The organism is Halomonas binhaiensis (assembly GCF_008329985.2).
Lineage (GTDB): Bacteria > Pseudomonadota > Gammaproteobacteria > Pseudomonadales > Halomonadaceae > Halomonas > Halomonas binhaiensis.
Window position 1 is genome coordinate 1,499,223 of record NZ_CP038437.2, and the last position, 21,408, is coordinate 1,520,630.

Annotated in this window: 19 protein-coding genes; 5 read left to right on the top strand and 14 right to left on the bottom strand. The window is 58.3% G+C overall.

Features of this window, described 5'->3' with window-relative positions:
- Positions 1 to 123 precede the first annotated feature (123 nt).
- Together E4T21_RS06505 and E4T21_RS06510 are read right to left on the bottom strand one after the other, a co-directional pair.
- Positions 124 to 1,128 (bottom strand): Bug family tripartite tricarboxylate transporter substrate binding protein, encoded by a 1,005-nt coding sequence (locus E4T21_RS06505; RefSeq protein WP_149284230.1) that lies wholly within the window; start codon positions 1,126 to 1,128, stop codon positions 124 to 126.
- A gap of 221 nt (positions 1,129 to 1,349) precedes the next feature.
- Positions 1,350 to 2,264, bottom strand: a complete 915-nt coding sequence (locus E4T21_RS06510) for a LysR family transcriptional regulator (RefSeq protein ID WP_149284231.1) — start codon at positions 2,262 to 2,264, stop codon at positions 1,350 to 1,352.
- A 153-nt stretch (positions 2,265 to 2,417) separates the two neighbouring features.
- On the opposite strand from E4T21_RS06510, the gene E4T21_RS06515 reads away from it, so the two are divergent.
- Both E4T21_RS06515 and E4T21_RS06520 read left to right on the top strand, forming a co-directional pair.
- Positions 2,418 to 3,611, top strand: a complete 1,194-nt coding sequence (locus tag E4T21_RS06515; protein WP_420827729.1) for a CaiB/BaiF CoA transferase family protein — start codon at positions 2,418 to 2,420, stop codon at positions 3,609 to 3,611.
- A 50-nt stretch (positions 3,612 to 3,661) separates the two neighbouring features.
- Positions 3,662 to 4,621, top strand: a complete 960-nt coding sequence (locus tag E4T21_RS06520) for a hydroxymethylglutaryl-CoA lyase (RefSeq protein ID WP_149284233.1) — start codon at positions 3,662 to 3,664, stop codon at positions 4,619 to 4,621.
- A 29-nt stretch (positions 4,622 to 4,650) separates the two neighbouring features.
- Here the strand turns inward: E4T21_RS06520 and E4T21_RS06525 are convergent, their stop codons facing one another.
- The 10 genes from E4T21_RS06525 to nhaC form a co-directional block, all read right to left on the bottom strand.
- Positions 4,651 to 5,247 (bottom strand): LysE family translocator, encoded by a 597-nt coding sequence (locus E4T21_RS06525; RefSeq protein WP_149284234.1) that lies wholly within the window; start codon positions 5,245 to 5,247, stop codon positions 4,651 to 4,653.
- A 94-nt stretch (positions 5,248 to 5,341) separates the two neighbouring features.
- Positions 5,342 to 6,172 carry an AraC family transcriptional regulator gene (locus E4T21_RS06530; protein WP_149284235.1) on the bottom strand — a complete coding sequence of 277 codons (831 nt, stop codon included), beginning with the start codon at positions 6,170 to 6,172 and terminating at the stop codon, positions 5,342 to 5,344.
- A gap of 207 nt (positions 6,173 to 6,379) precedes the next feature.
- Positions 6,380 to 7,351 carry a cysteine synthase A gene (cysK, locus tag E4T21_RS06535; RefSeq protein WP_149284236.1) on the bottom strand — a complete coding sequence of 324 codons (972 nt, stop codon included), beginning with the start codon at positions 7,349 to 7,351 and terminating at the stop codon, positions 6,380 to 6,382.
- Positions 7,352 to 7,659: 308 nt separating this feature from the next.
- Positions 7,660 to 9,165, bottom strand: coding sequence for a tripartite tricarboxylate transporter permease (locus E4T21_RS06540; RefSeq protein WP_240349313.1), 1,506 nt, complete (start codon positions 9,163 to 9,165; stop codon positions 7,660 to 7,662).
- Positions 9,166 to 9,194: 29 nt separating this feature from the next.
- Positions 9,195 to 9,761 carry a tripartite tricarboxylate transporter TctB family protein gene (locus tag E4T21_RS06545; protein ID WP_149284237.1) on the bottom strand — a complete coding sequence of 189 codons (567 nt, stop codon included), beginning with the start codon at positions 9,759 to 9,761 and terminating at the stop codon, positions 9,195 to 9,197.
- Positions 9,758 to 10,723, bottom strand: coding sequence for a Bug family tripartite tricarboxylate transporter substrate binding protein (locus E4T21_RS06550; RefSeq protein ID WP_149284238.1), 966 nt, complete (start codon positions 10,721 to 10,723; stop codon positions 9,758 to 9,760). Before E4T21_RS06550 ends, E4T21_RS06545 begins: the two co-directional genes overlap by 4 nt.
- A 150-nt stretch (positions 10,724 to 10,873) precedes the next feature.
- A complete protein-coding gene (locus tag E4T21_RS06555) occupies positions 10,874 to 11,404 on the bottom strand; it encodes a chromate transporter (protein ID WP_149284239.1) in 531 nt (176 codons plus the stop codon).
- Entirely contained in the window at positions 11,401 to 12,003 is a 603-nt protein-coding gene (locus tag E4T21_RS06560) for a chromate transporter (RefSeq protein ID WP_149284240.1), read from the bottom strand. The genes E4T21_RS06555 and E4T21_RS06560 overlap by 4 nt, the downstream gene beginning before the upstream one ends.
- Positions 12,004 to 12,017: 14 nt before the next feature.
- Positions 12,018 to 13,664, bottom strand: a complete 1,647-nt coding sequence (locus tag E4T21_RS06565; protein WP_149284241.1) for a gamma-glutamyltransferase family protein — start codon at positions 13,662 to 13,664, stop codon at positions 12,018 to 12,020.
- Between the two features lie 48 nt (positions 13,665 to 13,712).
- The gene (gene nhaC, locus E4T21_RS06570) at positions 13,713 to 15,206 is read right to left on the bottom strand and encodes a Na+/H+ antiporter NhaC (RefSeq protein WP_149284242.1); all 1,494 of its coding nucleotides are present in this window, start codon (positions 15,204 to 15,206) and stop codon (positions 13,713 to 13,715) included.
- A gap of 264 nt (positions 15,207 to 15,470) precedes the next feature.
- Here nhaC and E4T21_RS06575 point away from each other — a divergent pair, with 264 nt between their 5' ends.
- Together E4T21_RS06575 and E4T21_RS06580 are read left to right on the top strand one after the other, a co-directional pair.
- On the top strand, positions 15,471 to 16,148 hold the full coding sequence (locus tag E4T21_RS06575) for a GntR family transcriptional regulator (RefSeq protein WP_149284243.1): 678 nt from the start codon (positions 15,471 to 15,473) through the stop codon (positions 16,146 to 16,148).
- A 223-nt stretch (positions 16,149 to 16,371) separates the two neighbouring features.
- A complete protein-coding gene (locus tag E4T21_RS06580; protein WP_149284244.1) occupies positions 16,372 to 17,565 on the top strand; it encodes a BamA/TamA family outer membrane protein in 1,194 nt (397 codons plus the stop codon).
- An 86-nt stretch (positions 17,566 to 17,651) separates the two neighbouring features.
- Here E4T21_RS06580 and E4T21_RS06585 read toward each other — a convergent pair whose 3' ends face one another.
- Positions 17,652 to 18,341, bottom strand: a complete 690-nt coding sequence (locus E4T21_RS06585) for a GntR family transcriptional regulator (RefSeq protein WP_240349314.1) — start codon at positions 18,339 to 18,341, stop codon at positions 17,652 to 17,654.
- Between the two features lie 64 nt (positions 18,342 to 18,405).
- On the bottom strand, positions 18,406 to 20,166 hold the full coding sequence (locus E4T21_RS06590) for an IlvD/Edd family dehydratase (RefSeq protein WP_149284245.1): 1,761 nt from the start codon (positions 20,164 to 20,166) through the stop codon (positions 18,406 to 18,408).
- A gap of 237 nt (positions 20,167 to 20,403) precedes the next feature.
- On the opposite strand from E4T21_RS06590, the gene E4T21_RS06595 reads away from it, so the two are divergent.
- Positions 20,404 to 21,375, top strand: a complete 972-nt coding sequence (locus tag E4T21_RS06595; protein WP_149284246.1) for a tripartite tricarboxylate transporter substrate binding protein — start codon at positions 20,404 to 20,406, stop codon at positions 21,373 to 21,375.
- Positions 21,376 to 21,408 lie beyond the last annotated feature (33 nt).

The following is a 21,408-nucleotide window of genomic DNA, read 5'->3' on the forward strand; positions in this document are numbered from 1 at the left end:
TGGCTAGTTGTATTGTCATTGACTGCTGGTTGGTCGGTATATGAAGCAGGATAATTTACAGCGCTCCAGCCGTAGGCGACGGCTAGGGCGAGCAGCGCTGGCCCGAAAAGACGTCGCTGTTGGTCATCGGCTGATACCAACGTCAGCAGAGATCTGGGCAATGGAGGCTACCTGGTCGGTCACGAACTTACTGAATTCTTCACCCGACAAGTGGAAGGGCATCAGGCCGTTATCGACCATGACCTGCTTCCACTCATCACTGTCGTAGACCGTATTCAGGGCATCCGCCCAATAGGCCTTGGCATCATCCGGAATATCCGACGGGATGTAGAAGCCGCGCCAGTTGGCTCCGACGACGTCGATGCCTTGCTCCTTGGCGGTCGGGATATCAGCATAATCTTCCAATGGCAGGCGTTCTTCCGAGAGCACGGCGAGTACCCGCAAGTCGCCGGACTTGATGAATCCGCGGGCTTCACTGATATCTCCAGTAAAGCCATCGACATGGCCACCGACCACCTGGGTCAGGGCTTCGCCGCCACCGTCGTATGGCAGGTATTTGATGCTGCGTAGCTCTGGAACACCGGCCTTCTGGGCAACCATCAGCAACTTGAGATGGTCCCAGCTACCTTTCGAATCGCCACCGGAAAAGGTGACCGAATTGGGGGCTTCTTTCAGCGCATCCAGCAGCTCATTGAGATTCTGATAGGGCGAGGAAGCGCCCACGGCGATGATTCCGTAGTCGGCACCCAGAGAACCCACCCAGTCCACCATATCCGCCGACATGCCTGGAAACAGGCCCTGGGCCAATCCGGCAGCAGTGGTGGTGGAAGCCGCGACCAGCAACTGATCATCGTCGTTGCGTTTGCTGACGACATGACCGAAGGCAACGCCGCCAGTCGCCCCTGCCATGTTGACGGTTTGCACGCTGGCAGGAACGAGGTCCAGGTCTTGAAGGGTTCGACCGACGGAGCGGCAAGTGAAGTCCCAGCCGCCACCTGGGTTTGAAGGGGCAATACAATCGACCTTGCCGGACGGCTCAAAGCTCCAGGCAGAGGGGGCAACAAGGGCTGAGGATAGAAGCGTGCAGGCAATTGCTGCCGCGCGGGCAGGTTTCGTCAGGGTTGTCATGATATTTCTCTCGTTGGCGTGGCTGTTTGTTATTAGGGCTGTTTGTTATTAGGGCTTTTTTATTAGAGCATTATTTTATTAGAGCATGCTGTTATGAATACATGATGCATTGGTGATGTGCCTTCATAGGAAAAGGCATCACGACCATAGGAGGCCAATCAACGAAAGAACATCACTAAATCACAAAGCAAGCTTTCGCGATGAACGAAGCCGGAGAGTATTTACTTTAAAATCAACTGGTTGAGTTGTTGTGTCGAGGTCAAGTGCATGAACATGTGCTTGCTGATGGACGATAAGGTGTCCACATCCTTTACCCCTACCACCAGTTCTCGGTGGGCCCAGTCATCCTTCAATGGCACTGTGCAGATATTCAGGCTGGCTAAATGACTACGTACGGACTTCTCCGGAAGCACGCCAATTCCCATGCCCCTGTCGATCATGTGCAGAATGCCTTCGAAACTTCTTACCTGAATGCGTGTATGCAGGTTCTTTTGCTGCTGCCTGACCTGGCTGCTCACCAGTTGATGCAACGATGAGCCCTGTTCCAGGCCAATGAAGTCATAGTCCGTGGCAGCGGCCAGAAAAATGGCCTCGTTAGCGGCGAGTGGATGATCCTGAGGCGTGACCAGTACCAGTTGATCGGTACGGTAAGGAAAGGTTTGCAGACCATCGGCGGGAATATGGCGGGAGAAGATGCCGATGTCGGTCAGGTTGTCCTTCACTGCACTGATGACTTCTGTGCTCAACTTTTCTTCGAGATCAATCTTGATACCAGGGTACTCGGCAGAGAACTGTGCCAGATCATCAGGAAGAAACTGAATGACAGCCGAGGTATTGGCATGCAGGCGTACATGTCCTCTGACCCCTTCGCTGTACTCGCTGAGGTCCGCACTCAGGCGCTGTAATTGATCGAAAACATTGCGCGCGTGATGCAGCATGGCATGTCCCGCAGGGGTGAGTTCCACCCCTCGTGGGCGGCGGTAGAGCAGAGGAGTACCCACCATGCTTTCCAGGTCGCTGATGCGCTTGCTTACTGCGGCCAATGCCATGTTTTCGCGGTTGGCTGCTGCTGTCAGACTGCGCTCATCGGCAATGGCGATGAATAGCCGTAAAGTGATGAAGTCGAAGCGCATCATGGGGAAATCTCCTGAAGCCAAGGCAAGTAGATACTCTGCGTACCAACCCTAGCCTTCGCAACAGGTGAAGGCCGCCTTGGTCAATGCCTGATTGTGCCAAGGTCATGTCAAACACACACTTTCAGCATGAATGACGGGAGAGGTGGAATAACAGTGGAAAATACACAAGTTCTGCAAGGCCTGAAAGTCCTTGAACTTGGGCAGCTTATTGCGGGTCCTTTCGCCACCAAGCTGTTGGGTGAGTTCGGGGCTGACGTGATCAAGGTCGAGCCGGTCGGCAAGGGAGATCCCCTTCGGAAATGGCGAAAGCTCAAGGATGGCACTTCTCTCTGGTGGCATGTGCAAGCAAGAAACAAGCGTTCACTGGAACTTGATCTGCAGTCGGCCGAGGGCCAGGAAGTGGTGCGCCGACTGGTTCAGGATGCCGATGTGGTGGTCGAGAATTTCCGCCCGGGCACTCTGGAAAAGTGGGGACTGGGCTGGGAAGCCTTATCGGAGATCAATCCCAGGCTGATCATGGTGCGAGTCTCTGGCTACGGCCAGACAGGCCCATATCGTGACAAGCCAGGCTTTGGTGTCATCGGCGAGGCCATGGGAGGGCTGCGCTATCTATGTGGTTTCCCCGATCAGCCCTCGGTGCGGGTGGGTATCAGCATCGGTGATTCGCTTTCTGCGCTTTACGCGGTGATCGGTACGCTTCTGGCATTGCATGAGAGACAGCGCAGCGGACAAGGGCAATACATCGATATCGCGCTTTACGAGGCGGTGTTCTCCATGATGGAAAGTCTGATTCCCGAGTACGACGCCGATGGTCACATTCGCGAACCCAGCGGCAGTGCCTTGCCCGGTATTGCGCCCTCGGATGCCTATCCTTGCGAGGATGGTTCCTATGTCATTGTCGCCGGCAATGGCGACAGTATCTTCAAGCGCCTGATGGAGACCATCGGTCGCCCCGACCTGGCCGCGGATTCTCGCCTGGCCCACAACGATGGTCGTGTCCAGCATGTTGACCTGATCGATGACGCCATCACCGAGTGGACTCAACGACATTCCCGCGACTTCATCATCCAGTCTCTCGATGCAGCCAATGTACCGGCGGGTTATCCCTATACCGCCGCGGATATCGTCAAGGACCCTCATTTCGCCAGCCGTGACATGTTGCAGAAGATTCAGCTACCCGGCGGTGACTCGCTCAAGGTGCCTGGTGTCATGCCGAAGCTGAGCCGCACGCCAGGACGCATTGGTGGCGGAGGTCCGGAACTCGGAGAACATACTCGTCAGATCCTCGATGAACTGGGCATCGATGCCGAGACGCAGAGGAAGATGAAAGAGAAAGGCGTCATTTAACGGGAAAGGGGAATTACCAGGCCACATATCAGATAGAGGAGAGCAACATCATGAAAGGCGATGGCAAGCAGATATACATCCAGGAAGTGGTCACCCGTGACGGCTTTCAGAATGAGTGCGAATTCGTGGATACGGCCAAGAAGATCCGTTTGGTCGATCAGCTCAGCGACTGCGGTTTTGCCAAGATCGAGGTGAGCTCCTTCACCTCGCCCAAGGCCATTCCTGCGCTGCGCGATGCCGAAGAGGTCATGCAAGGCATCAAGCGCAATCCGGCCGTTGAGTATACCGCTCTGGTACCTAATGTCCGTGGTGCTGAGCGCGCATTGGCTTGTGCCGTGGATGAAGCCAATCTGGTGATGTCGACCAGTGAAAGCCACAACCTCTCGAACCTGCGCATGACTCGGGAACAGTCGTTCAGTGGTCTCAAGCAAGTGATCGAGGAACTGGCATCGACGGATATTGCGATCAATGTCTCGCTGTCCACGGTATTTGGCTGTCCCATGGAAGGTGACGTTGAACTGGATACAGTGATGTCCTGGGCTGAGCGTTTTGCTGAGCTGGGGGTAAGGGGAATCACGCTGTGCGATACCACCGGGATGGCCTATCCCACCCAGGTGGGAGACGTCATCCGTGCTTTCAAGCAGCGCTTCAGTGACCTGCAAATGACCGTCCACCTGCACAACACCCGTGGCATGGCACTGAGCAATGCCCTGGCGGCCATTGATGCCGGGGCAGATCGCTTCGATGGCGCGTTAGGAGGGCTGGGGGGATGTCCCTACGCACCAGGTGCCACTGGCAATGTGTGTACGGAGGATCTTGTCCACATGCTGGAGTTGATGGGCTTTCACACAGGCGTCGATCTCGACAGAGCATTGTCGGCCGCATCGCTGTTGCCGGGCCTGGTGTTGCGTGAAGTCCCCAGCCAGGTGCTCAAGGCCGGTAAACGGCTCGACCTGCACCCGGTATCGGAGTTTGTGCGCGAGCGTCTGGATTCAGCTTCCGTGTCCTGATCCCGAGTCTTGATCCTGATAGGTGGCGTTCAACTCAACACGCTCCACCAGGCCATGCCTACCAGGGCCATCGCCATGGACAGGTTGAACAGTTTCATGCGGCGTGGCGTCGTCAGCCACTTGCGGCTGCCGGTGCCCATCAGTGCCCAGGTGGATGTTCCCAGAAGGGCGAATGCCAGGAATACCAGTGCCATGCTGACAATGGTGGCCGGGGTGGCATCGGATCCTGCGAAAACGGTCACTGCTGTCAGGGCCATCATCCAGCCCTTGGGGTTGATCAGTTGCAGGCCGGCCGCCCTGGGACCATTCAATGTGACAGCTCGTTCAGTATTGGAGGCAGACATCGCGGGATCTGCGGTGGCCAGGCACCAGGCCATGTAGGTCAACCAGATGACGCCGATCCAGGATAGCACTGCAGGTACCAAGGGGGCCTTGATCAACAGGCTGGCGGCACCCAATCCTGCCAGCACGATGGTGAGAGCCGCGGTGATGCAGGCGGCGAAGACGGCGGGCAGAGTGGCACGCCAACCGGCCTGCCCGGCCATGGCCATTACCAGCAGGTTGATAGGGCCAGGGCTGAAGGTGATGGCGAGCGTGAACAGCGTATAGGGAATCCATTGTTGCATGGCATGAACCTCGTCGTGTTGATATGACGAGTGTCGCCGGGAGCAGCCCGCAAGTCTGGAAGATTTGAGCAGCGCTCAAAAACCAATGCGCTGGCTAGTGAGAAAGACAGCGACGCCGGTATTGTGCCGGTGTTATGCCATAGGCGCGACGGAACCAGCGTCCCAGATGGCTCTGATCGGCAAAGCCTAATTGGTGCGCAATATCGATGGGGAGCTGGCCTGCAGCCAGCTTTCTACGAGCCTGATTGAGGCGCAGTTGCACCAGATAGGCATGGGGAGCCATGCCGTATTCGGCCTTGAAGGCACGTGTCAGTCGAAAGCGGTCGACATCGCAGGCGCTGGCAAGGTCATGAAGGCTGATGTCCTGTTCGATATGGGCATGCAGGTAGTCACGGGCACGCATGGCAACATTAGGGTGATGGGGCTGCAGGATCTGGCGGGCTTTCCAACCGATATGAGGCAGCATGTCCTGAACCAGGGCATCAAGGGCTGTGTCACGCATGATACGCCATGGCTGGCGGCGCAGTGCTTCGAAAGCCTGATAGATGCTCTTTACCAATTTCGGATCGTCGGCCAGGGTGCTGTTGAATCCAGGGTACAGTGTGCTGGAACCATCATGGCTTTGTTGACGCAACTCGTTATCCAGCCAGGAGGCAGACAGGTAGAGCATGGAATAGGTAAAACCGGCATCAGTGGCTGCCTGCCCATCGTGGACTTCACCCGGCTCGACCAGAACCAGACGTCCGGGAGTGCTGTCGTGGCGAGACTTGCGGCAGTGGAATTGTTGCACGCCCTGTTCAGTGACACCTACCAGATAAGTGTCGTGCCAATGCGGGTCGTAGGCGTGACCGTCGAAGTGCGCGCGGATGGTTTCGATACCCGTATCACTGTCTTGCTGCAGATCGACCCAATCGGACGCGGCCATGGTAATGAGGCGCTCCTTGTCTGGCCCGGGGAAAACCAATGCCGTCACGGTGAACGGGGCATGGGTGGCTCATCTGGGTAGCATGGCATGACGAGCGAGCGACAAACTAGAACATTTGTGATGAACGGCAGAGGGAAGGTGTGAGGCGAATAGCGCAATGTGAGCGCAGTGCCGTAAAGCTTTCTACAGCACTGCGCGAAGGGATGGTTACTGCTGCAGTTCCTGTTCGCCGAAGCGACCTTCGAACAGGGCGGAAGACAGGTAGCGTTCTGCACTATCCGGCAGCACGACCACGATGTTCTTGCCCTGGAACTCTGGCTCCTGGCTGACCCGCACCGCGGCGACGACAGCGGCTCCAGAGGAAATACCGCACAGAATGCCTTCCTCCAGCATCAAGCGATGGGCCATGTCGATGGCATCTTCATTGCTGACCTGTTCAATGCGATCGACCAGGGACATATCGAGGTTGCCTGGGACGAAACCAGCGCCGATCCCTTGAATCTTGTGTGGCGCGGGTGTCGGTGTTTCCCCTGCTCGGGTTTGCGTCAGGATAGGGGAGGCCGAAGGTTCCACTGCCACGGCGGTGATGTCCTTGCCGCGGCTCTGCTTGATATGGCGTGCCACACCGGTAAGGGTGCCACCAGTTCCGATACCAGAGACAAACACGTCGACCTCTCCATCGGTATCGTCCCAGATTTCGGGGCCTGTGGTGTTTTCATGAATGCGCGGGTTAGCCGGGTTGTCGAACTGCTGCGGCATGAAATACTTGTCCGGCTCGGATGTGGCCACTTCTTCGGCTGCTGCAATGGCACCGGGCATGCCCTTGGCGGGTTCGGTGAGGATAATTTCTGCACCCAGCGCCTTGAGCACCTTGCGTCGTTCAAGGCTCATTGAAGCAGGCATGGTCAGCACCAGCGGGTAGCCACGGGCAGCGGCCACATAGGCCAGAGCGATGCCGGTGTTGCCGCTGGTTGGCTCGATGATGGTCATGCCGGGCTTGAGGGCGCCTTTTTCCTCGGCATCCCAGATCATCGCGGCACCGATTCGGCATTTGACGGAATAGGACGGATTGCGTCCCTCGATCTTGGCCCAGATGGTGGCACCCTCGTTGACCCGGTTGAGCTTCACCAGGGGAGTGTGGCCGATGGAACGGGAGTTATCATCGTAGATGCGTGCCATTTGTCCTGTCCGTTGTCAGCGAATGAATATCGAGAGCTTATGTCTCTCCAGCACCATGAATACTGCGGACTAAGCATATAGAGTTCTATGAATATCGGGTGCTATGTATATAAGAAAAATGCTGAAGACCAGGCCAGTGAGAGAAGGTCCAGTCGAGAACGCACCCAGGCAAGAACACCTATCGTCACTATGCCCAGTTTAGGCGACGAAACCAGACATTGGCCAAGCCCTGGCCCGGATCCTGGCAGTGGTCGAGTTTCGGTTGGCGAGACGCCATGACCTGCCCATGTGGGCAGGTCATGATGGGTTCAGGCTGTCTGAGCGATTCGCCTTTGGCGATGATGGTGGCGAATGGCCAGCAGAATGGAAATGACTGCCAGCACCAGTAGCGCCAGAGAGATCGGGCGGGTGAGGAACAGCATCCAGTTGTCATCGGTCATCAGGGCCCGGCGTAGATTGGTTTCCGCGATCGGACCGAGAATCACACCCAAGACCAAAGGTGCCAGGGGATAGTCCAGCTTGCTCAGGATATATCCCAGCACACCGACACCCAGCAGCAGGTAGACATCCGTGACGCGGTTATTGAGGGCGAAGGCGCCGATGACACAGCACACCAGCACGACAGGGACAATCACGAACTTGGGAATCTCCGTTACGCGCAGGAACAGGCGCATGCTGCACATGCATACCAGCAGGACCATGCCCGCTGCCAGCAACATGGCCATGAACATGCCATAGACCAGGTCTCCATGATCGAGGATCAGGCGCGGCCCGACACCGATGCCGTGGACCATCAGCGATGCCATCAATACCGCATCGACGGCGCTGCCGGGTATGCCCAGGGCAATCATGGGGATCAGGCCGCCGCCGGATGTGGCCGAGTTGCCGGATTCCGAGGCAATGACTCCTTCTGGTGTTCCGGTGCCGAAGGCTTCTGGATGTTTGGAAGCTCGCTTGGCCTGATCGTAGGCCAGCAGATTGGCAATGCTGCCCCCGGCACCGGGAACTGCTCCAATGAACACGCCGACCATGGAAGAGCGGATCAGGTTGACCGGGTAGGACAGGGTTTCGCGCAAGGCAGCCATGGGGTGAAATGTCACCCGACCAGGCATGCAGGCCTGGTTGCCCCTGGTGCCATCTGCAGAGCTCTCCACCTCGGACAGCAGTTGGCTGACCGCGAACATGCCAATCAGGACCACCAGAAATGGCAGGCCATTGGCCAAAAGCTCGGAATCGAAGGTAAAGCGCGGGACGCCCATCAGTGGGTCCGACCCTACCGTGGCAATGAGTAGCCCAAGTAACCCCGTCATCAGCCCCTTGAGCATGGACTTGCCCACCAGGCTGGCGACGACGGTCATGGCGAAGATGATCAACGAAAAGTATTCCCAGGCGCCCAGCTTGACGGCGATCAGGGCCAGCGGTGGAGCCGCGATGATCAGTACAACGGCGCTGATCAGGGCGCCGAAGAAGGAAGCCCATACCCCCAGAGCCAAGGCTCTGCCGGGTTCGCCATTGCGTGACATGGGGAAGGCATCGAAGGTGGTGGCCACGGATGATGGTGTGCCCGGAATACCGAGCAGCGCCGCAGAAATAAGCCCCCCGGAATAGCCACCGACATAGACCGCCAGCATGGTCGCGACGCCTTGCAAGGGTGGCATGGAGAAGGTCAGCGGCAGGGTAAGGACAATGGCCATGGTAATGGTGAAGCCAGGTATGGCCGACGCAATGACACCAGCAATGACGCCAAGCAGCATGGTGATCATGGTCATGAGAGTGAACAGCTGTGCCATGCCGTCCAGTAGTGCAGTCATCATATCCAGGTTCCTCGTGGAATCATGATCGGTCAGCCCAGCAGGCCGCGTGGCAAGCTGATCACGAAGACATCGCGGAACAGGGCGTCAGCTCCGAATGAAAAGACCACAGCAATGACCACGGCGATACATATCTGCCTCAAGGATCTGGCGCCGAGCAACCACTGCCCGAGCATGATGAACAGAAAGGACGCCACGGCGAATCCAAGCCAGGGCAGTGCCAGAATGAAAACAGCCAGTAGTCCCAGGACTGCGAAGGCGAGGCGATGACGCCATATCCAGGCCGCTGTCTGGCCTTTGGCACCGGGCGAGCGTCCTTTCAGGTTGCGCAGTTCCTTGGCGATGATGGCGAGGTTGATCAGCATCAGCAGGCCAAGCACGAGACGCGGGAAACTCCCGGAACCCAGGGGTTCCCACATGGAGGAGGGCAGCTCTCTCGCCTGCAGGAAAAAATAGCCGAACAGCACCACGAGGATACCGTTCAACATGATATGGGCCAGAGGGTTGGCCCTCCCCGCAGGAACCAACGGCTCCCCCGAGGGGGAGCGTGTATCACGGGAATGTGTTGTATCGAAGGAATGTGCGGGTTGCGTTTTCATCGTGCCAGCTTCCCTGCCAGGCGTTTGAAGGTGGCGTCAGTCTGTTGCAGGTAGTCCGAAAACTCCTCGGGTCCCTGGTACACGACACTGGCGCCGGCACTGTTCACACCCTTGATGAAATCCTCATCCTCGCTCATGGCCTTGAAGGCATCGGCCAGGACTGCGACACGATCCTCGGCAATTCCCTTGGGGGCGATGATGCCGCGAATGATGTTCAGCTTGAGTTCGGGATGGCCTAGCTCAGCAAAGGTAGGAACGTCAGGCATTTCTTCCTGGCGCTCCTCACTACCGACGGCAAGAAAGCGCAGATCGCCGTTCTTGACGAATTCCCCACTGGAGGAAATGTCCCCGATAGCGGCATCGATATGTCCTCCCACCAGGGCGCGAATGCGATCGCCGGTGCCTTCAAAGCCGACATAGCGGAACTGAAGTCCCTCGGCATCCTCCATCATCGCTGCGTGTACATGCGGGACGCCGCCGAGAGTGACGCCAAAGCGAACCTCACCGGGGTGTTCCTTGGCATAGTCGACGAATTCCTGATAGGTGGAGTAAGGGGCATCCCCCTTGACGGTCAGGTATTGAGGTGACTGGGTGACCGCGGCAATCGGAGTGAAGTCATCCCAATTGTTGGGTGTCAGTCCGGTATGGTGGGCCACCATGAGCCCTTCGTGAACTTGCCCGACAGTGTAGCCATCGGCATCGCGTTTGGTGAGTTCCTTCAGGCCAGTGGTACCACTGACGCCGGGCATGTTGATGACGGGCATCGGTTGGCCGAGGTAGGTTTCGGCGTAGTTGGCCACCAGGCGCATCAAGGTATCGCTGCCGCCTCCCGGTGACCAGGGAACGATGAATTCCACCGCTTTGTCGGGATAGGCCTCATCTGCGGCCATGGCTGCCGTCGAGGCACCCAGACTCAGGCTGGTGAGGAACATGGCCAGGGTCGTTTTATAGTGACGCTTCATCTTGATTATCCTTGTTTTACAGAGGATTTAATGGATGGAGTGACGGAGTTTCACCATCAACCGGCAATCAGGGCAGCAATTGCCGGCACGGTGCTGGCTGGCGAGTCATTCCTGTAGTGATCATCTCCACCGTGATCATCCCCACCGTGATCAGCCCAACAGCAGGGCGCCATAGGTGAGGCCGAAGCCAACGACCAGGGCGGGGTGCACTTTTGTTTTCATGAGAAGCAGGGCCGCAACGGCGGCAATGATCAGGGTGTGGATGAATCCCGAAGTGGCCAGGCTTTCCTCCAGGAAGTTCCAGGTCAGGTAGGCCATCAGAATCATGACGACCGGCCGCACCCATTGGCTCATGGACTTGACCTTCACCGAGTCGCGATAGCGATAAAGAACGCCGAGGGCGACGATCATGAGAATCAACGATGGTGCCACTGTCGCGAAGATGGCAATGGCAGCGCCACCGATGCCGGCGACGTCATAACCGATATATCCCGCGATCTTGGTGGCAATAGGACTGGGCAGGGCGTTGCCCAAGGCCAGGGTTTCAGCGAACTGCGGATGCGTCATCCACCCATAGGTGGCAACGACTTCGTTCTCGATCAGCGGAATGATGGCAGGACCGCCACCATAACCGATGATATTGGGAATGAAGAAAGCCAGAAATAGCTGCCAGTAGATCATTGCGCCCGCTCCTTGGCTTTCGCTTCACTTCCGCTGCCTGATTTCACCTTGCCTTCCCATGGCAGCTTTTCTGGTCTCAACAGCGCCGCGATGAGCAGAATCCCGATGACCAATCCAGGGTGCAGGCCCAGGCCATAGATCAGGCCTCCGGCTACCAGGCCAATGATGAGTGTCATCATCCAGCCAAGACTGACCCGTGACTTGTTGAAGAAGTCCAGAGTGAGCTGGACCATCATTATCATCACCACTGGAATCACCCCTTGGCCCATACCGCGGACCCAGGACTGATCACCATAGCGGCGATACAGCCCCAGCAGGGCGATCATGGTCAGTGCCAGGGGGACCGTGACGGCCACAACGGCGTTGATGGCACCCAATGTGCCGCCGACGCGATAACCGATGTAGCCGGCCATCTTGGTCGCGATGGGCCCAGGCAGGGTGTTACCGATGGCCAGAACGTCGGCGAAGTCGCCGTCATCCATCCATTGGTAGCGTTTCACCGCCTCCTGATGGACCAGCGGGATCATCGAGGGCCCTCCACCGAAACCAAAGATGCCGATGCGGAAAAAGGCCAGGAACAACTGGATTTGTACGCTCATGCTCAATCCCGCAACTAGAGAACGGCAATGGCGGCATCGGTGCGAGGCTCTGTTCCACCGCAATAAATACCGGTTTCAGGATCTCGCAGAATGACCTGGCCGCGCCCATAGCTGCGACTGTCGTGCGCTACCTGCATGTTGTGACCGCGTGCTGACATGGCGCGCACCAGTGCAGTCGGATAGCCGTGCTCAATGCCGATGGTCTTGTCGCCCATCCATTGCCAGCGGGGAGCATCCAAGGCCGCCTGGGGGTTGAGGCCGAAGTCGACCAGGTTCATGACGACCTGGACATGGCCCTGAGGCTGCATGAAGCCACCCATCACGCCAAAGGGCCCCAGAGCCTTGCCGCCACGCGTGAGGAAACCAGGAATGATGGTGTGGAAGGTTTTCTTGCCCGGCTGCAGTACGTTGTCGTGAGCTTCATCGAGGCTGAAGTCATGACCGCGGTTCTGCAGCGCAATACCGGTACCGGGGACCACGATGCCGGAGCCGAAGCCGTGGTAGTTGCTCTGGATGAAGGACACCATGTTGCCGTCACTATCGGCAGTGGCCAGATACACGGTACCTCCAGCCGCGGGTTTGCCGGGTTCGGGCGTGATGGCGGTTTCACCGATCAGCGCACGCCGCTCTTCCGTGTAACGCTCAGAGAGCAGCTGCTCGACGGAATACGTCATGTGGTCCGCTTGCGTGATATGGGCCTTGCCATCGGTATAGGCCAGCTTCATGGCTTCGAGCTGATGATGCAGCAATTCAGGATCATCACGATGGGACGGAGGGAAGCCATCCAGCAGGCGCAGGGCCATCAGTGCTACCAGCCCCTGGCCGTTGGGGGGAATTTCCCACACATCGACATCGCGGTAACGAGCGTTGATCGGGGTCACCCATTCAGGCTGATAGGCAGCCAGGTCTTCCTTGCGCAGGTAGCCTCCGGTCTGGCGCGAGAATGCATCGATCTTCTCGGCCAGCTCACCACGATAGAAGCTTTCTGCCTGGGTAGCGGCGATTGCTTCCAGTGTCTTGGCCTGATCCTCGCACCGGAACCATTCTCCTGCCTGGGGCGCTGTGCCTTCGATGGTGAAGGTATCGAACCATGGGGCGGTGGCAGGGCCCTGTTCCAGTTGGCGCTTGAAGGTTTCGGTGTCTCGCTGCCAGAGGCTGGCAATGACGGGCGAGACGGGAAAGCCCTCCCGGGCGAGACGAATGGCAGGCTTGAGCAGGCTGGCAAAATCGAGCTTGCCGAAGCGGCGTGAAAGCTCCGCCCAGGCGGATGGTGTTCCAGGTACGGTGACGGGTGTCCAACCATGCAGTGGCATCTGTTCATGGCCGGCTGCGCGTACAGCATCCCGGGTCAATGCCTGAGGGGCAACGCCACTGGCATTGAGCCCATGCAATTCCCCATTGCCCTGATTGTCGGAAGCGATCCACACCAGGGCGAAAGCATCGCCGCCAATGCCACAGCCCGTAGGTTCGACGATGGTAAGTGCTGCCGCCGTGGCGATGGCAGCATCCACTGCATTGCCGCCCTGGGCCAGAATATCCCGTCCGATCTGGGCCGCCTGTGGCTGGGAAGCCGCTACCATGCCGTGCCGCGAATAGGTCGGGCTGCGCCGGGAGGGGTAGGGAGTGGCGTCAGGATAGGGATGTCGAGATGGTGATGTCATGGTGACTCCTTGTCATGAGGGAATCGGTTGAATTTGAAAATATCGATTTTATCTGCCGGGATCGGGCCGTTGTTCTAGCGTTCGCTCTAGCGTTCGTTCCGGAGCTCGTTCCGAAGTTCGTTGCGGATGCGATGGCTTGCGTTCATGGCCGAGGCCCAGGCCGGTGATGACAAACAACAGGGAAAAGATGATCGCGCCATAACAGAGAATGGCATATGGCAAGAACTCGGCAGTGGCCACGCCCAGAGTGGCGGCGGTGAAGGCGCCGGTGACACCCCATGGCACCAGAGGCGAAAGGGTGGTGCCGGTATCTTCCAGAATGCGTGACAGGTTCTTGGCAGGTGTGCCGGTGTTTTCCACCAGGGGACGCAGCAGCGGCCCCAGCAGCGAAAAGGTCACGTAGTAGCTGCCGGTCAGCAGGAACGCCAGGCTGTGCAGACCCATGGCGCTACCCAGAACCTGGCGCCGACTCGCGTGCTTGCGGTTGAGCATGGCGATAGCGGCATCCAGCGTGCCAGCACTCTTGAAGGGAGCCCCCAGCAATGCCGCGGCAATCAGCACGGCAACGGTAGACATCATCGCCTGCAGGCCGCCCCGTGAGAGCATTTCATCCACCATGGCAACGCCTGTTTTGGCGTTATAGCCACTGTCCATGGCCTGGCCGATATCTGCCAAGGTGGCGCCTTGCAGCACGACAGCGATAACGGCGGCACTGAGAATGCCGATGACGAAGGCTGGCAGTACCGGCTTCTTCAGCAGAATGCAGCCGAATACTACCAATGGAGGCAGAAATGTCAGCGGGTTGGCGCTGAAGTGTTCCCCCAGGGTCGCAATGATGATCTGGGTCTGTTCCGGTGTGCCTGTGGCCGATACCGAAACGCCATGCCCCAACCAGGCGTATACCGCAAGGGCGATCAAGTAGGCCGGCAGGGTGGAATACAGCATGTGGCGGATATGCGAAGCGATATTGACGCCACATACAGCGGAGGCCATCACCGTGGTATCGGACAGTGGCGAGAGCTTGTCGCCGAAGAAGGTACCGGTGATGATGGCACCAGCGGCATAGGCAGGGGGAATGCCGATTCCCTGGGCGACGCCCATCAGGGCGATGCCGATGGTGCTCAGCGTTCCCCAGGAGGTACCCGCCATGACTGACATCAGTGAGCAGGACAGGCAAGCGGCGACCAGGAACCATGCCGGGGAGAGGGACTCCAGGCCCAATGTGACCATGGCGGGGATGGTGCCTGACAGAATCCATACGCCAACCATCATGCCCACGCACATCAGAATCAGGATGGGGATCAGCATGGCCTGGATGCCGCTGAGCAGGTCCTTTTCCAGGCGCGACCAGGGAATGCCCCAGAGCAGACTCAAGGCCATGGCCATGCAGCCCGAGAGTATCAGAGCGATCGCGGTAGGAATGTCAAACAAGAGAATCAACAGCAGCAGGCTGCCAACCGTGACCGTCAGCAGCGCGAAGTGTTGCAGGCTGGAAAACCCCGGTGCGGACCTGGATGAGGAAACATCACTGTCCTTGTTCATGAACACCCTCGTCTCATTATTGTTGGGTAGTAACTGTCGTTGGATCGTAGCGATTGTCAGGTAGTCACTATTGCCGAGCAGTAACTAATGCTGGGTAGCAACTAACGTCTTGGCGTGTAAAATCGTTAGTTCTAATTAAAATCGATTTAATGGGCTTCAATATGAACTAGCCCTTGGCGTGCGTCAATTGGCGACGTACTGTCAATTGGCGACGTACTGTCAATTGGCGACGTACACTGCAGATGGATTCATGAGAATGGTGATATGACGAAGCCCAAACCTGTTGAGCGGGCCTTGGCTCCCGGCGTGAGTGAGACAGCGGCGAGCCAGGTGTTCGATGAACTCAAGCGAGACCTGATTCGTGGCCGCTTTGCGGCAGGCGAGAAATTGGCCATCAGCGCATTGAAGGCGCAATACGCAGTAGGGCTCAGTCCCTTGCGCGAGGCTCTCAACCGGCTGGCAGCATATGGCCTGCTTGAACAGCACAATCAACGCGGGTTTCGTGTCCCTCCGCTGTCTGCGGGGGAACTGGAAGATATTGCGCGCTTGCGCGTACAACTCGAGTGCATGGCCCTGACCCAGGCCTTCCAGGAGGGAGACGCCGAGTGGGAGTCTCAATTGCTCGCTGCTCAACACCGGCTGTTGCGTGCCGACAAGTCCCCCGAGCAACTGGAAAAATGGGAACAGGCCCATCTGCAGTTTCATCGTACCCTGCTGGCCCCTTGTGGCTCGCACTGGCTGCTGCGCTTCATCGAACAACTGCATGATCAGTTTGATCGCTACCGTCGCCTGGCGCCGGGGAATCCGGCTATCCGTGCACGGCTCGATGCCCAGCATGGAGAGCTGGTGCAGCTTGCTCTCGAGCGGCGAATACAGGATGCCCGCTGGTTGCTGGAAGAGCACATTCGCTTGTCATGGGACGTGGCGCGTGGGGCATGCTGATGCGTTGCGCGTCGGGGAGCCCTGCAAGCATCCGTTGAAGGTATGCCGATACAGACTCAGGTATCGATGCTTCGATAGCCGCACAATCTGTTCTATTCTGGTTCAATGAGTCATACCTGAAATGTTGGCAAGTCTACAGTGTAGTCTTGCCGGGCAGCTATCCACGGTATGAGGCCACGGCGTAGCTTCAGCCACTGCTCTTGTCCTGTTCCAGGGAATCTTCATGAACCGGCTCGTACGTTCTACGCTGCTTGGTAGTCTGCTGCTGATCTCGCTGGCACCTCATCCGAGCCTTGCCCAGGACTCGCGGTCTGATGCAGTGGCAACCCCGCCTGCCAGCAAATCAACCAACCCTTCCCCTGGCTCGACACCACCACAACAGGTGGGCTGGCGCAGTAACTTCTTCGACGAGGTGGATGGGCAGTTGGATATGTCCAACCTGCTCGCCAAAGGGGGATTTATCCCCATGCCGATCGTCATTACCGAGCCCGCTGTGGATGATGGCCTGGGCATGGCGGCGTATTTCGTGCAGAACCCGTCGCCAGGCTCTGATCTGCCGCCGACCCGTACCATTCTTGGGGGAGCGGTGACCGGTAACGGCTCCTGGGGTGGTGGCATCATGCGGTCCGGCTCATTTGCCGGTGGACGCTGGCTCTATGATGTCGCGGCTGCCACGGGGTTGGCTGTGCTCGACTTCCACCCCGGCAACCGGGATCTGGCGCTGCGTTACAACAACGATATCGATTACATTGGTGTAAAGACTCGCTACCGCTTTGGTGATAGTGGTTTCTCGCTGGGGCCCTCGCTGCGCTGGCGACGCAATGACATCAATCTGGATACCGAAGATCAGTTTCCGCGTATCGAGGAACTGGCCGAACGCAAGATTGAACTCGTCTCTCTGGGGGTGGCAGGGCACTTCGACAATCGTGACAATCCTCTCACGCCTACTCGTGGGCTCAATGTGGTCGCTGAGTTCCAGCGTTTCGATGAGGCCATCGGCAGCGATGCTGATTTCAATACCGCCTCGTTGTTCGGTGCCTGGTTCCATTCATGGGACAACTGGACATTCGCTGCCATGGCGGATGCTCAATCAGCCTCCGAGGATGCGCCATTCTTCATGCAGCCGGATATCAATATCCGTGGCCTGGCACGCAATCGCTACACCGGCGACGAGGTATTGTCCTCGGAAATCGAAATCAGACGGCAACTCACGCCTCGCTGGGCGGCAGTCGGCTTTACAGGTTATGGCCGTACCTTCGGCGATGATGGCGCGGATGCCACCACCTGGGGTGGGGGAGTGCGTTACCGTATTGCCCGCAAGCTGGGGCTCGATATCGGGCTTGATTACGCTGTGGGTCCTGAGGAGGAGGTGGCCTACATCCAGTTCGGTCATGCCTGGGGCATGCAGATGGACTAGTTACGCTTGATGTGCAACACCGCATGGCATGCTGATGCACCACCTGTGGTCGTCGTCAGTAATGGTCGACTCAATTGAAGGTCGACTCAATTGAAGGTGCGCCGATACAGGTCCAGATAGCGATTCTTTGATGGTAACAGGTGCTCTCGGCAGAGCTGGCGGAGCTGGGCGCGGTCCTCAGCGCGAATCGCCTCCAGCATGGCCTGATGTTCACGGCGCGCCTGAGCCAGGCTTTCCGTATCGGCAATGGCAATGAAGCGAATGCCATGGGCGCGCTGGGCAAATTCGTTGATGGTCTGGTAAAGGTAAGGATTGCCGGTCGCGGCGAACAGGGTTCGGTGAAAGGCAATGTTGAGATGAAAGACCTGCCGCAGGTCTTGAGCATCCACTGCCGCACTGTACTCGTGGTGAATCGCTTCCAGTTCCTTCAGCCATGCTTCCGCAGCGGGCAGGGGCAGGGCATCGATACCGGCCAGTTCCAGGATCTCGCGCATGGCATAGAGGTTTTCGACTTCTTCGGGCGTCCATGTCTTGACGAAAGCGCCACGGTTCTTGATGCGCTCCACCAGGCCGATATTCTCGAGCTGGAAAAGCGCCTGACGCACCACATGGCGCTTGCCGTTGAAACGTTCGATCAAGTCTTCTTCCACAAGCCTTTCGCGGGGGTGCAGGCGTCCCAGAACGATGTCTTCCTCGACCGCTGCAACGATGTCCTCCACGCCGCAGGCGTTTTCCTCCATCGATGTCGAACGGGCAGTTGCAGATGGATTTCCCATGTTCGCTTCCCCTGCGATGAAATATGTCGTGATGTAATGACGCCAGTCTACCAAGAGCGGTAGCTCATGAGCGAGGGACCCGGCAGCTTGGTTCGGGCCGGCAGGCCCGGAAATCGCAGCCTTCCTCCGCCTGCAGAATCTGCTCCATGAACAGCCTGCGATAGCCGAGCAGGGTGGCATCTTCCTGCAGAGGAGTCTGTTGCTGGCGCCTGGCCTGGAGTTCGTCTTCCGCGACTTCCAGCACCAACTCGCGCGATTCCACATCAAGGCGAATGGTATCGCCGTTGCGCACCAGGCCCAGCGGGCCTCCTTGTGCCGATTCCGGCGATACGTGCAACACGATGGTGCCGGCTGCGGTGCCGCTCATGCGGCCATCGGAAATGCGCACCATGTCCTTGACGCCCTGGGCCGCGAGCTTTTTCGGTATCGGGATATAGCCCGCCTCGGGCATGCCGGGGGCGCCCCTGGGGCCGATATTCTGCAATACCAGGATGTCATTGGCCTGGACGTCGAGGTTCGGGTCGTCGATGCGTTGGGCGAGATCCTCCAGTGAAGTAAACACCACAGCACGTCCGCGGTGACGCATCAACTCGGGACTGGCAGCGGATTGTTTGATGATGGCCCCGGCCGGGGCCAGGTTGCCACGCAGTACGGCGATCCCACCGCGGGCATAGATGGGGTTGTGGCGTGATCGCACCACGGGTTGGTCGACCAGGTGTACCGCTGCATCGATATTCTCGCCCAGAGTGCGACCATTGATGGTCATGGCGTCGAGGTGCAGCAACGGCTTGAGCTCACGCAGCAGAGTGGGCAGACCACCGGCGCGGTGCAGGTCTTCCATGTAGTGCTCGCCGGAGGGTTTCAGGTCGACCAGTACGGGAGTTTCATGGCTCATGCGGTCGAAGGCATCAAGGTCGATATCGATGCCCAGCCGGCCGGCAATGGCGGTCAGGTGGATCAAGCCATTGGTCGAACCGCCCAGTGCCAGTAGTACTCTCAAAGCATTCTCGAAAGCGTCTGGCGTCAGGATCTGGTCTGGGGTTACGCCGGCACGTGCCAGAGCCACGGCGAGACTCCCGGAGTCCTCCGCGACTCGCAGGCGGTCGGCAAACACGGCTGGAGCCGTGGCGCTTCCCGGCAGCATGATACCGAGGGTCTCGGCAAGACAGGCCATGGTGCTGGCGGTTCCCATCACCGAGCAGGTGCCGACAGTCGGTACCAGCTTGTCATTGACCTCGGCGATCTCGGCTTCGTCGATATCCTCGCCACGGTACATGGCCCAGTAGCGACGACAGTCGGTACAGGCGCCCACGCGAGTGCCTCGATGCGAACCGGTCAGCATCGGGCCGGTCACTACCTGAACGGTGGGAATACCGGCACTGGCAGCGGCCATCAACTGGGCGGGTACGGTCTTGTCGCAGCCTCCGATCAACACCACTGCATCCATGGGTTGGGCACGAATCATCTCTTCGGTATCCATCGCCATCAGATTGCGCAGGTACATGCTGGTGGGGTGGGCGAAGGACTCATGCAGAGTAATGGTCGGGAAATCCACCGGCAGGCCGCCCGCCAGCATGACGCCGCGCTTGATGCTCTCCACCAGCCCAGGAACGTTGCCGTGGCAGGCATTGTATCCACTGTAGGTGTTGGCAATGCCGATGACAGGGCGTGACAGCGCATCATCGGTGTAGCCCATGCCCTTGATGAAAGCCTTGCGCAGAAACAACGAGAAGGCCGCATCGCCGTAATTGGTCAAGCGGTTGGACATGCCATGACCTTGATGGCCTGTGCTGTCTCCCTTGCGCTGTTGCTGGTCATCGCTCATCGCAGATTCCTCGCTGGTCACATGGTTTGTTGTATTTGGCAGGGCCTGTCTTCAGCAGTGCTTGTTGCTGGCCAATTCGATTGCCTCTGCACTGGATGCTAGGTGTCGATTATATGTTTGACAAGATTATTGACAATTTTATTGTCGATCTACTAGCTTGATTCCGGCAAGTGCGATCCCTGCCTGCAGCCATGCTGTAGCGCAGCACAACGACAACAGCACTGGAGATCAACTCTCATGATCAAGCGTGGAGCAAGCGCCGCCGTTCTCGTATCCGGCCTGCTGGTGGCCGGTCTGGCCCAGGCCGAGTATTCGGCTGGCGATGAAATCAAGGTACTGCAGGGTTTCAAGGCTGGTGGTGGCAGTGATGCCCTGGCGCAGTTGACACAGCCGTTCCTCAGCGAAGTGCTGGACGCGGACTTCGTCAACGAGTACCTGCCCGGGGCCACCGGAGCCATTGCCTGGACCAGGCTGGCCAAGCAGTCTCAGGCCGATGGCACCGTGATCAGCATCACCAATACCCCGATGCTGATGACCAACTACATCATGAATGACGCCATCACCTACTCGGTGGACGAGATGACGCCCATTGCCAATGTGGTGACGGATCCGGGCATCATCGTGGTACCCGCCGACAGCCCCTACCAGACGGTGGAAGACTTCCTTGCCGCTGCCAAGGCCAGCCCTGGCACTATCACGGTGGGCAATTCCGGCGTCGGTGGTGATGATTTCTTCTCCACCATCCAGATAGAACAAGCCACAGGACTGTCCTTCCAGAAGGTGCCTTTCCAGGGGGATGGACCTTCGGCTACTGCCGCCATGGGCGGGCAGGTCGATGCCAGCTTCAACAATCTCGGCAATGTCTACAGCCATATCGAGGCGGGGAGCCTGCGTGCTCTGGCGGTGTTCTCCGAAGAGCGGCTGGAAATGCTGCCCGATGTACCGACCATGACCGAGAAGGGGGTGGATGTCGTGGCCGGCTCGTCTCGGGGTTACAGCGCTCCGGCGGATATCCCGGAAGAGGCCCGCGAGCAGCTGATAGCCGCCTTCGAGTCGCTGAAGGACAACGAGAAGTTCCAGCAGACTGCACGTGACCGGGCCCTCAACCTGGATATTCGCACCGGGGATGACTACCGGCAGATGATCAAGGACATGGAAACCCAATACGAGCAGATCTGGGACGAAGTGAAGGATCAGGTCAATGGGTGACGCCCAGTGACGGATCACGGATTGGAAGGGGGG

Coding starts and splice junctions, on each gene's coding strand:
- E4T21_RS06555 (WP_149284239.1), bottom strand. CDS start 11,404: ATGATCTACTGGCAGCTATTTCTGGCTTTCTTCATTCCCAATATCATC.
- E4T21_RS06510 (WP_149284231.1), bottom strand. CDS start 2,264: ATGATGCGCTTCGACTTCATCACTTTACGGCTATTCATCGCCATTGCC.
- E4T21_RS06545 (WP_149284237.1), bottom strand. CDS start 9,761: ATGAAAACGCAACCCGCACATTCCTTCGATACAACACATTCCCGTGAT.
- E4T21_RS06580 (WP_149284244.1), top strand. CDS start 16,372: ATGAACCGGCTCGTACGTTCTACGCTGCTTGGTAGTCTGCTGCTGATC.
- E4T21_RS06505 (WP_149284230.1), bottom strand. CDS start 1,128: ATGACAACCCTGACGAAACCTGCCCGCGCGGCAGCAATTGCCTGCACG.
- nhaC (WP_149284242.1), bottom strand. CDS start 15,206: ATGAACAAGGACAGTGATGTTTCCTCATCCAGGTCCGCACCGGGGTTT.
- E4T21_RS06560 (WP_149284240.1), bottom strand. CDS start 12,003: ATGAGCGTACAAATCCAGTTGTTCCTGGCCTTTTTCCGCATCGGCATC.
- E4T21_RS06585 (WP_240349314.1), bottom strand. CDS start 18,341: ATGGGAAATCCATCTGCAACTGCCCGTTCGACATCGATGGAGGAAAAC.
- E4T21_RS06590 (WP_149284245.1), bottom strand. CDS start 20,166: ATGAGCGATGACCAGCAACAGCGCAAGGGAGACAGCACAGGCCATCAA.
- E4T21_RS06525 (WP_149284234.1), bottom strand. CDS start 5,247: ATGCAACAATGGATTCCCTATACGCTGTTCACGCTCGCCATCACCTTC.
- E4T21_RS06520 (WP_149284233.1), top strand. CDS start 3,662: ATGAAAGGCGATGGCAAGCAGATATACATCCAGGAAGTGGTCACCCGT.
- E4T21_RS06530 (WP_149284235.1), bottom strand. CDS start 6,172: ATGGCCGCGTCCGATTGGGTCGATCTGCAGCAAGACAGTGATACGGGT.
- E4T21_RS06550 (WP_149284238.1), bottom strand. CDS start 10,723: ATGAAGCGTCACTATAAAACGACCCTGGCCATGTTCCTCACCAGCCTG.
- E4T21_RS06565 (WP_149284241.1), bottom strand. CDS start 13,664: ATGACATCACCATCTCGACATCCCTATCCTGACGCCACTCCCTACCCC.
- E4T21_RS06595 (WP_149284246.1), top strand. CDS start 20,404: ATGATCAAGCGTGGAGCAAGCGCCGCCGTTCTCGTATCCGGCCTGCTG.
- cysK (WP_149284236.1), bottom strand. CDS start 7,351: ATGGCACGCATCTACGATGATAACTCCCGTTCCATCGGCCACACTCCC.
- E4T21_RS06540 (WP_240349313.1), bottom strand. CDS start 9,165: ATGATGACTGCACTACTGGACGGCATGGCACAGCTGTTCACTCTCATG.
- E4T21_RS06575 (WP_149284243.1), top strand. CDS start 15,471: ATGACGAAGCCCAAACCTGTTGAGCGGGCCTTGGCTCCCGGCGTGAGT.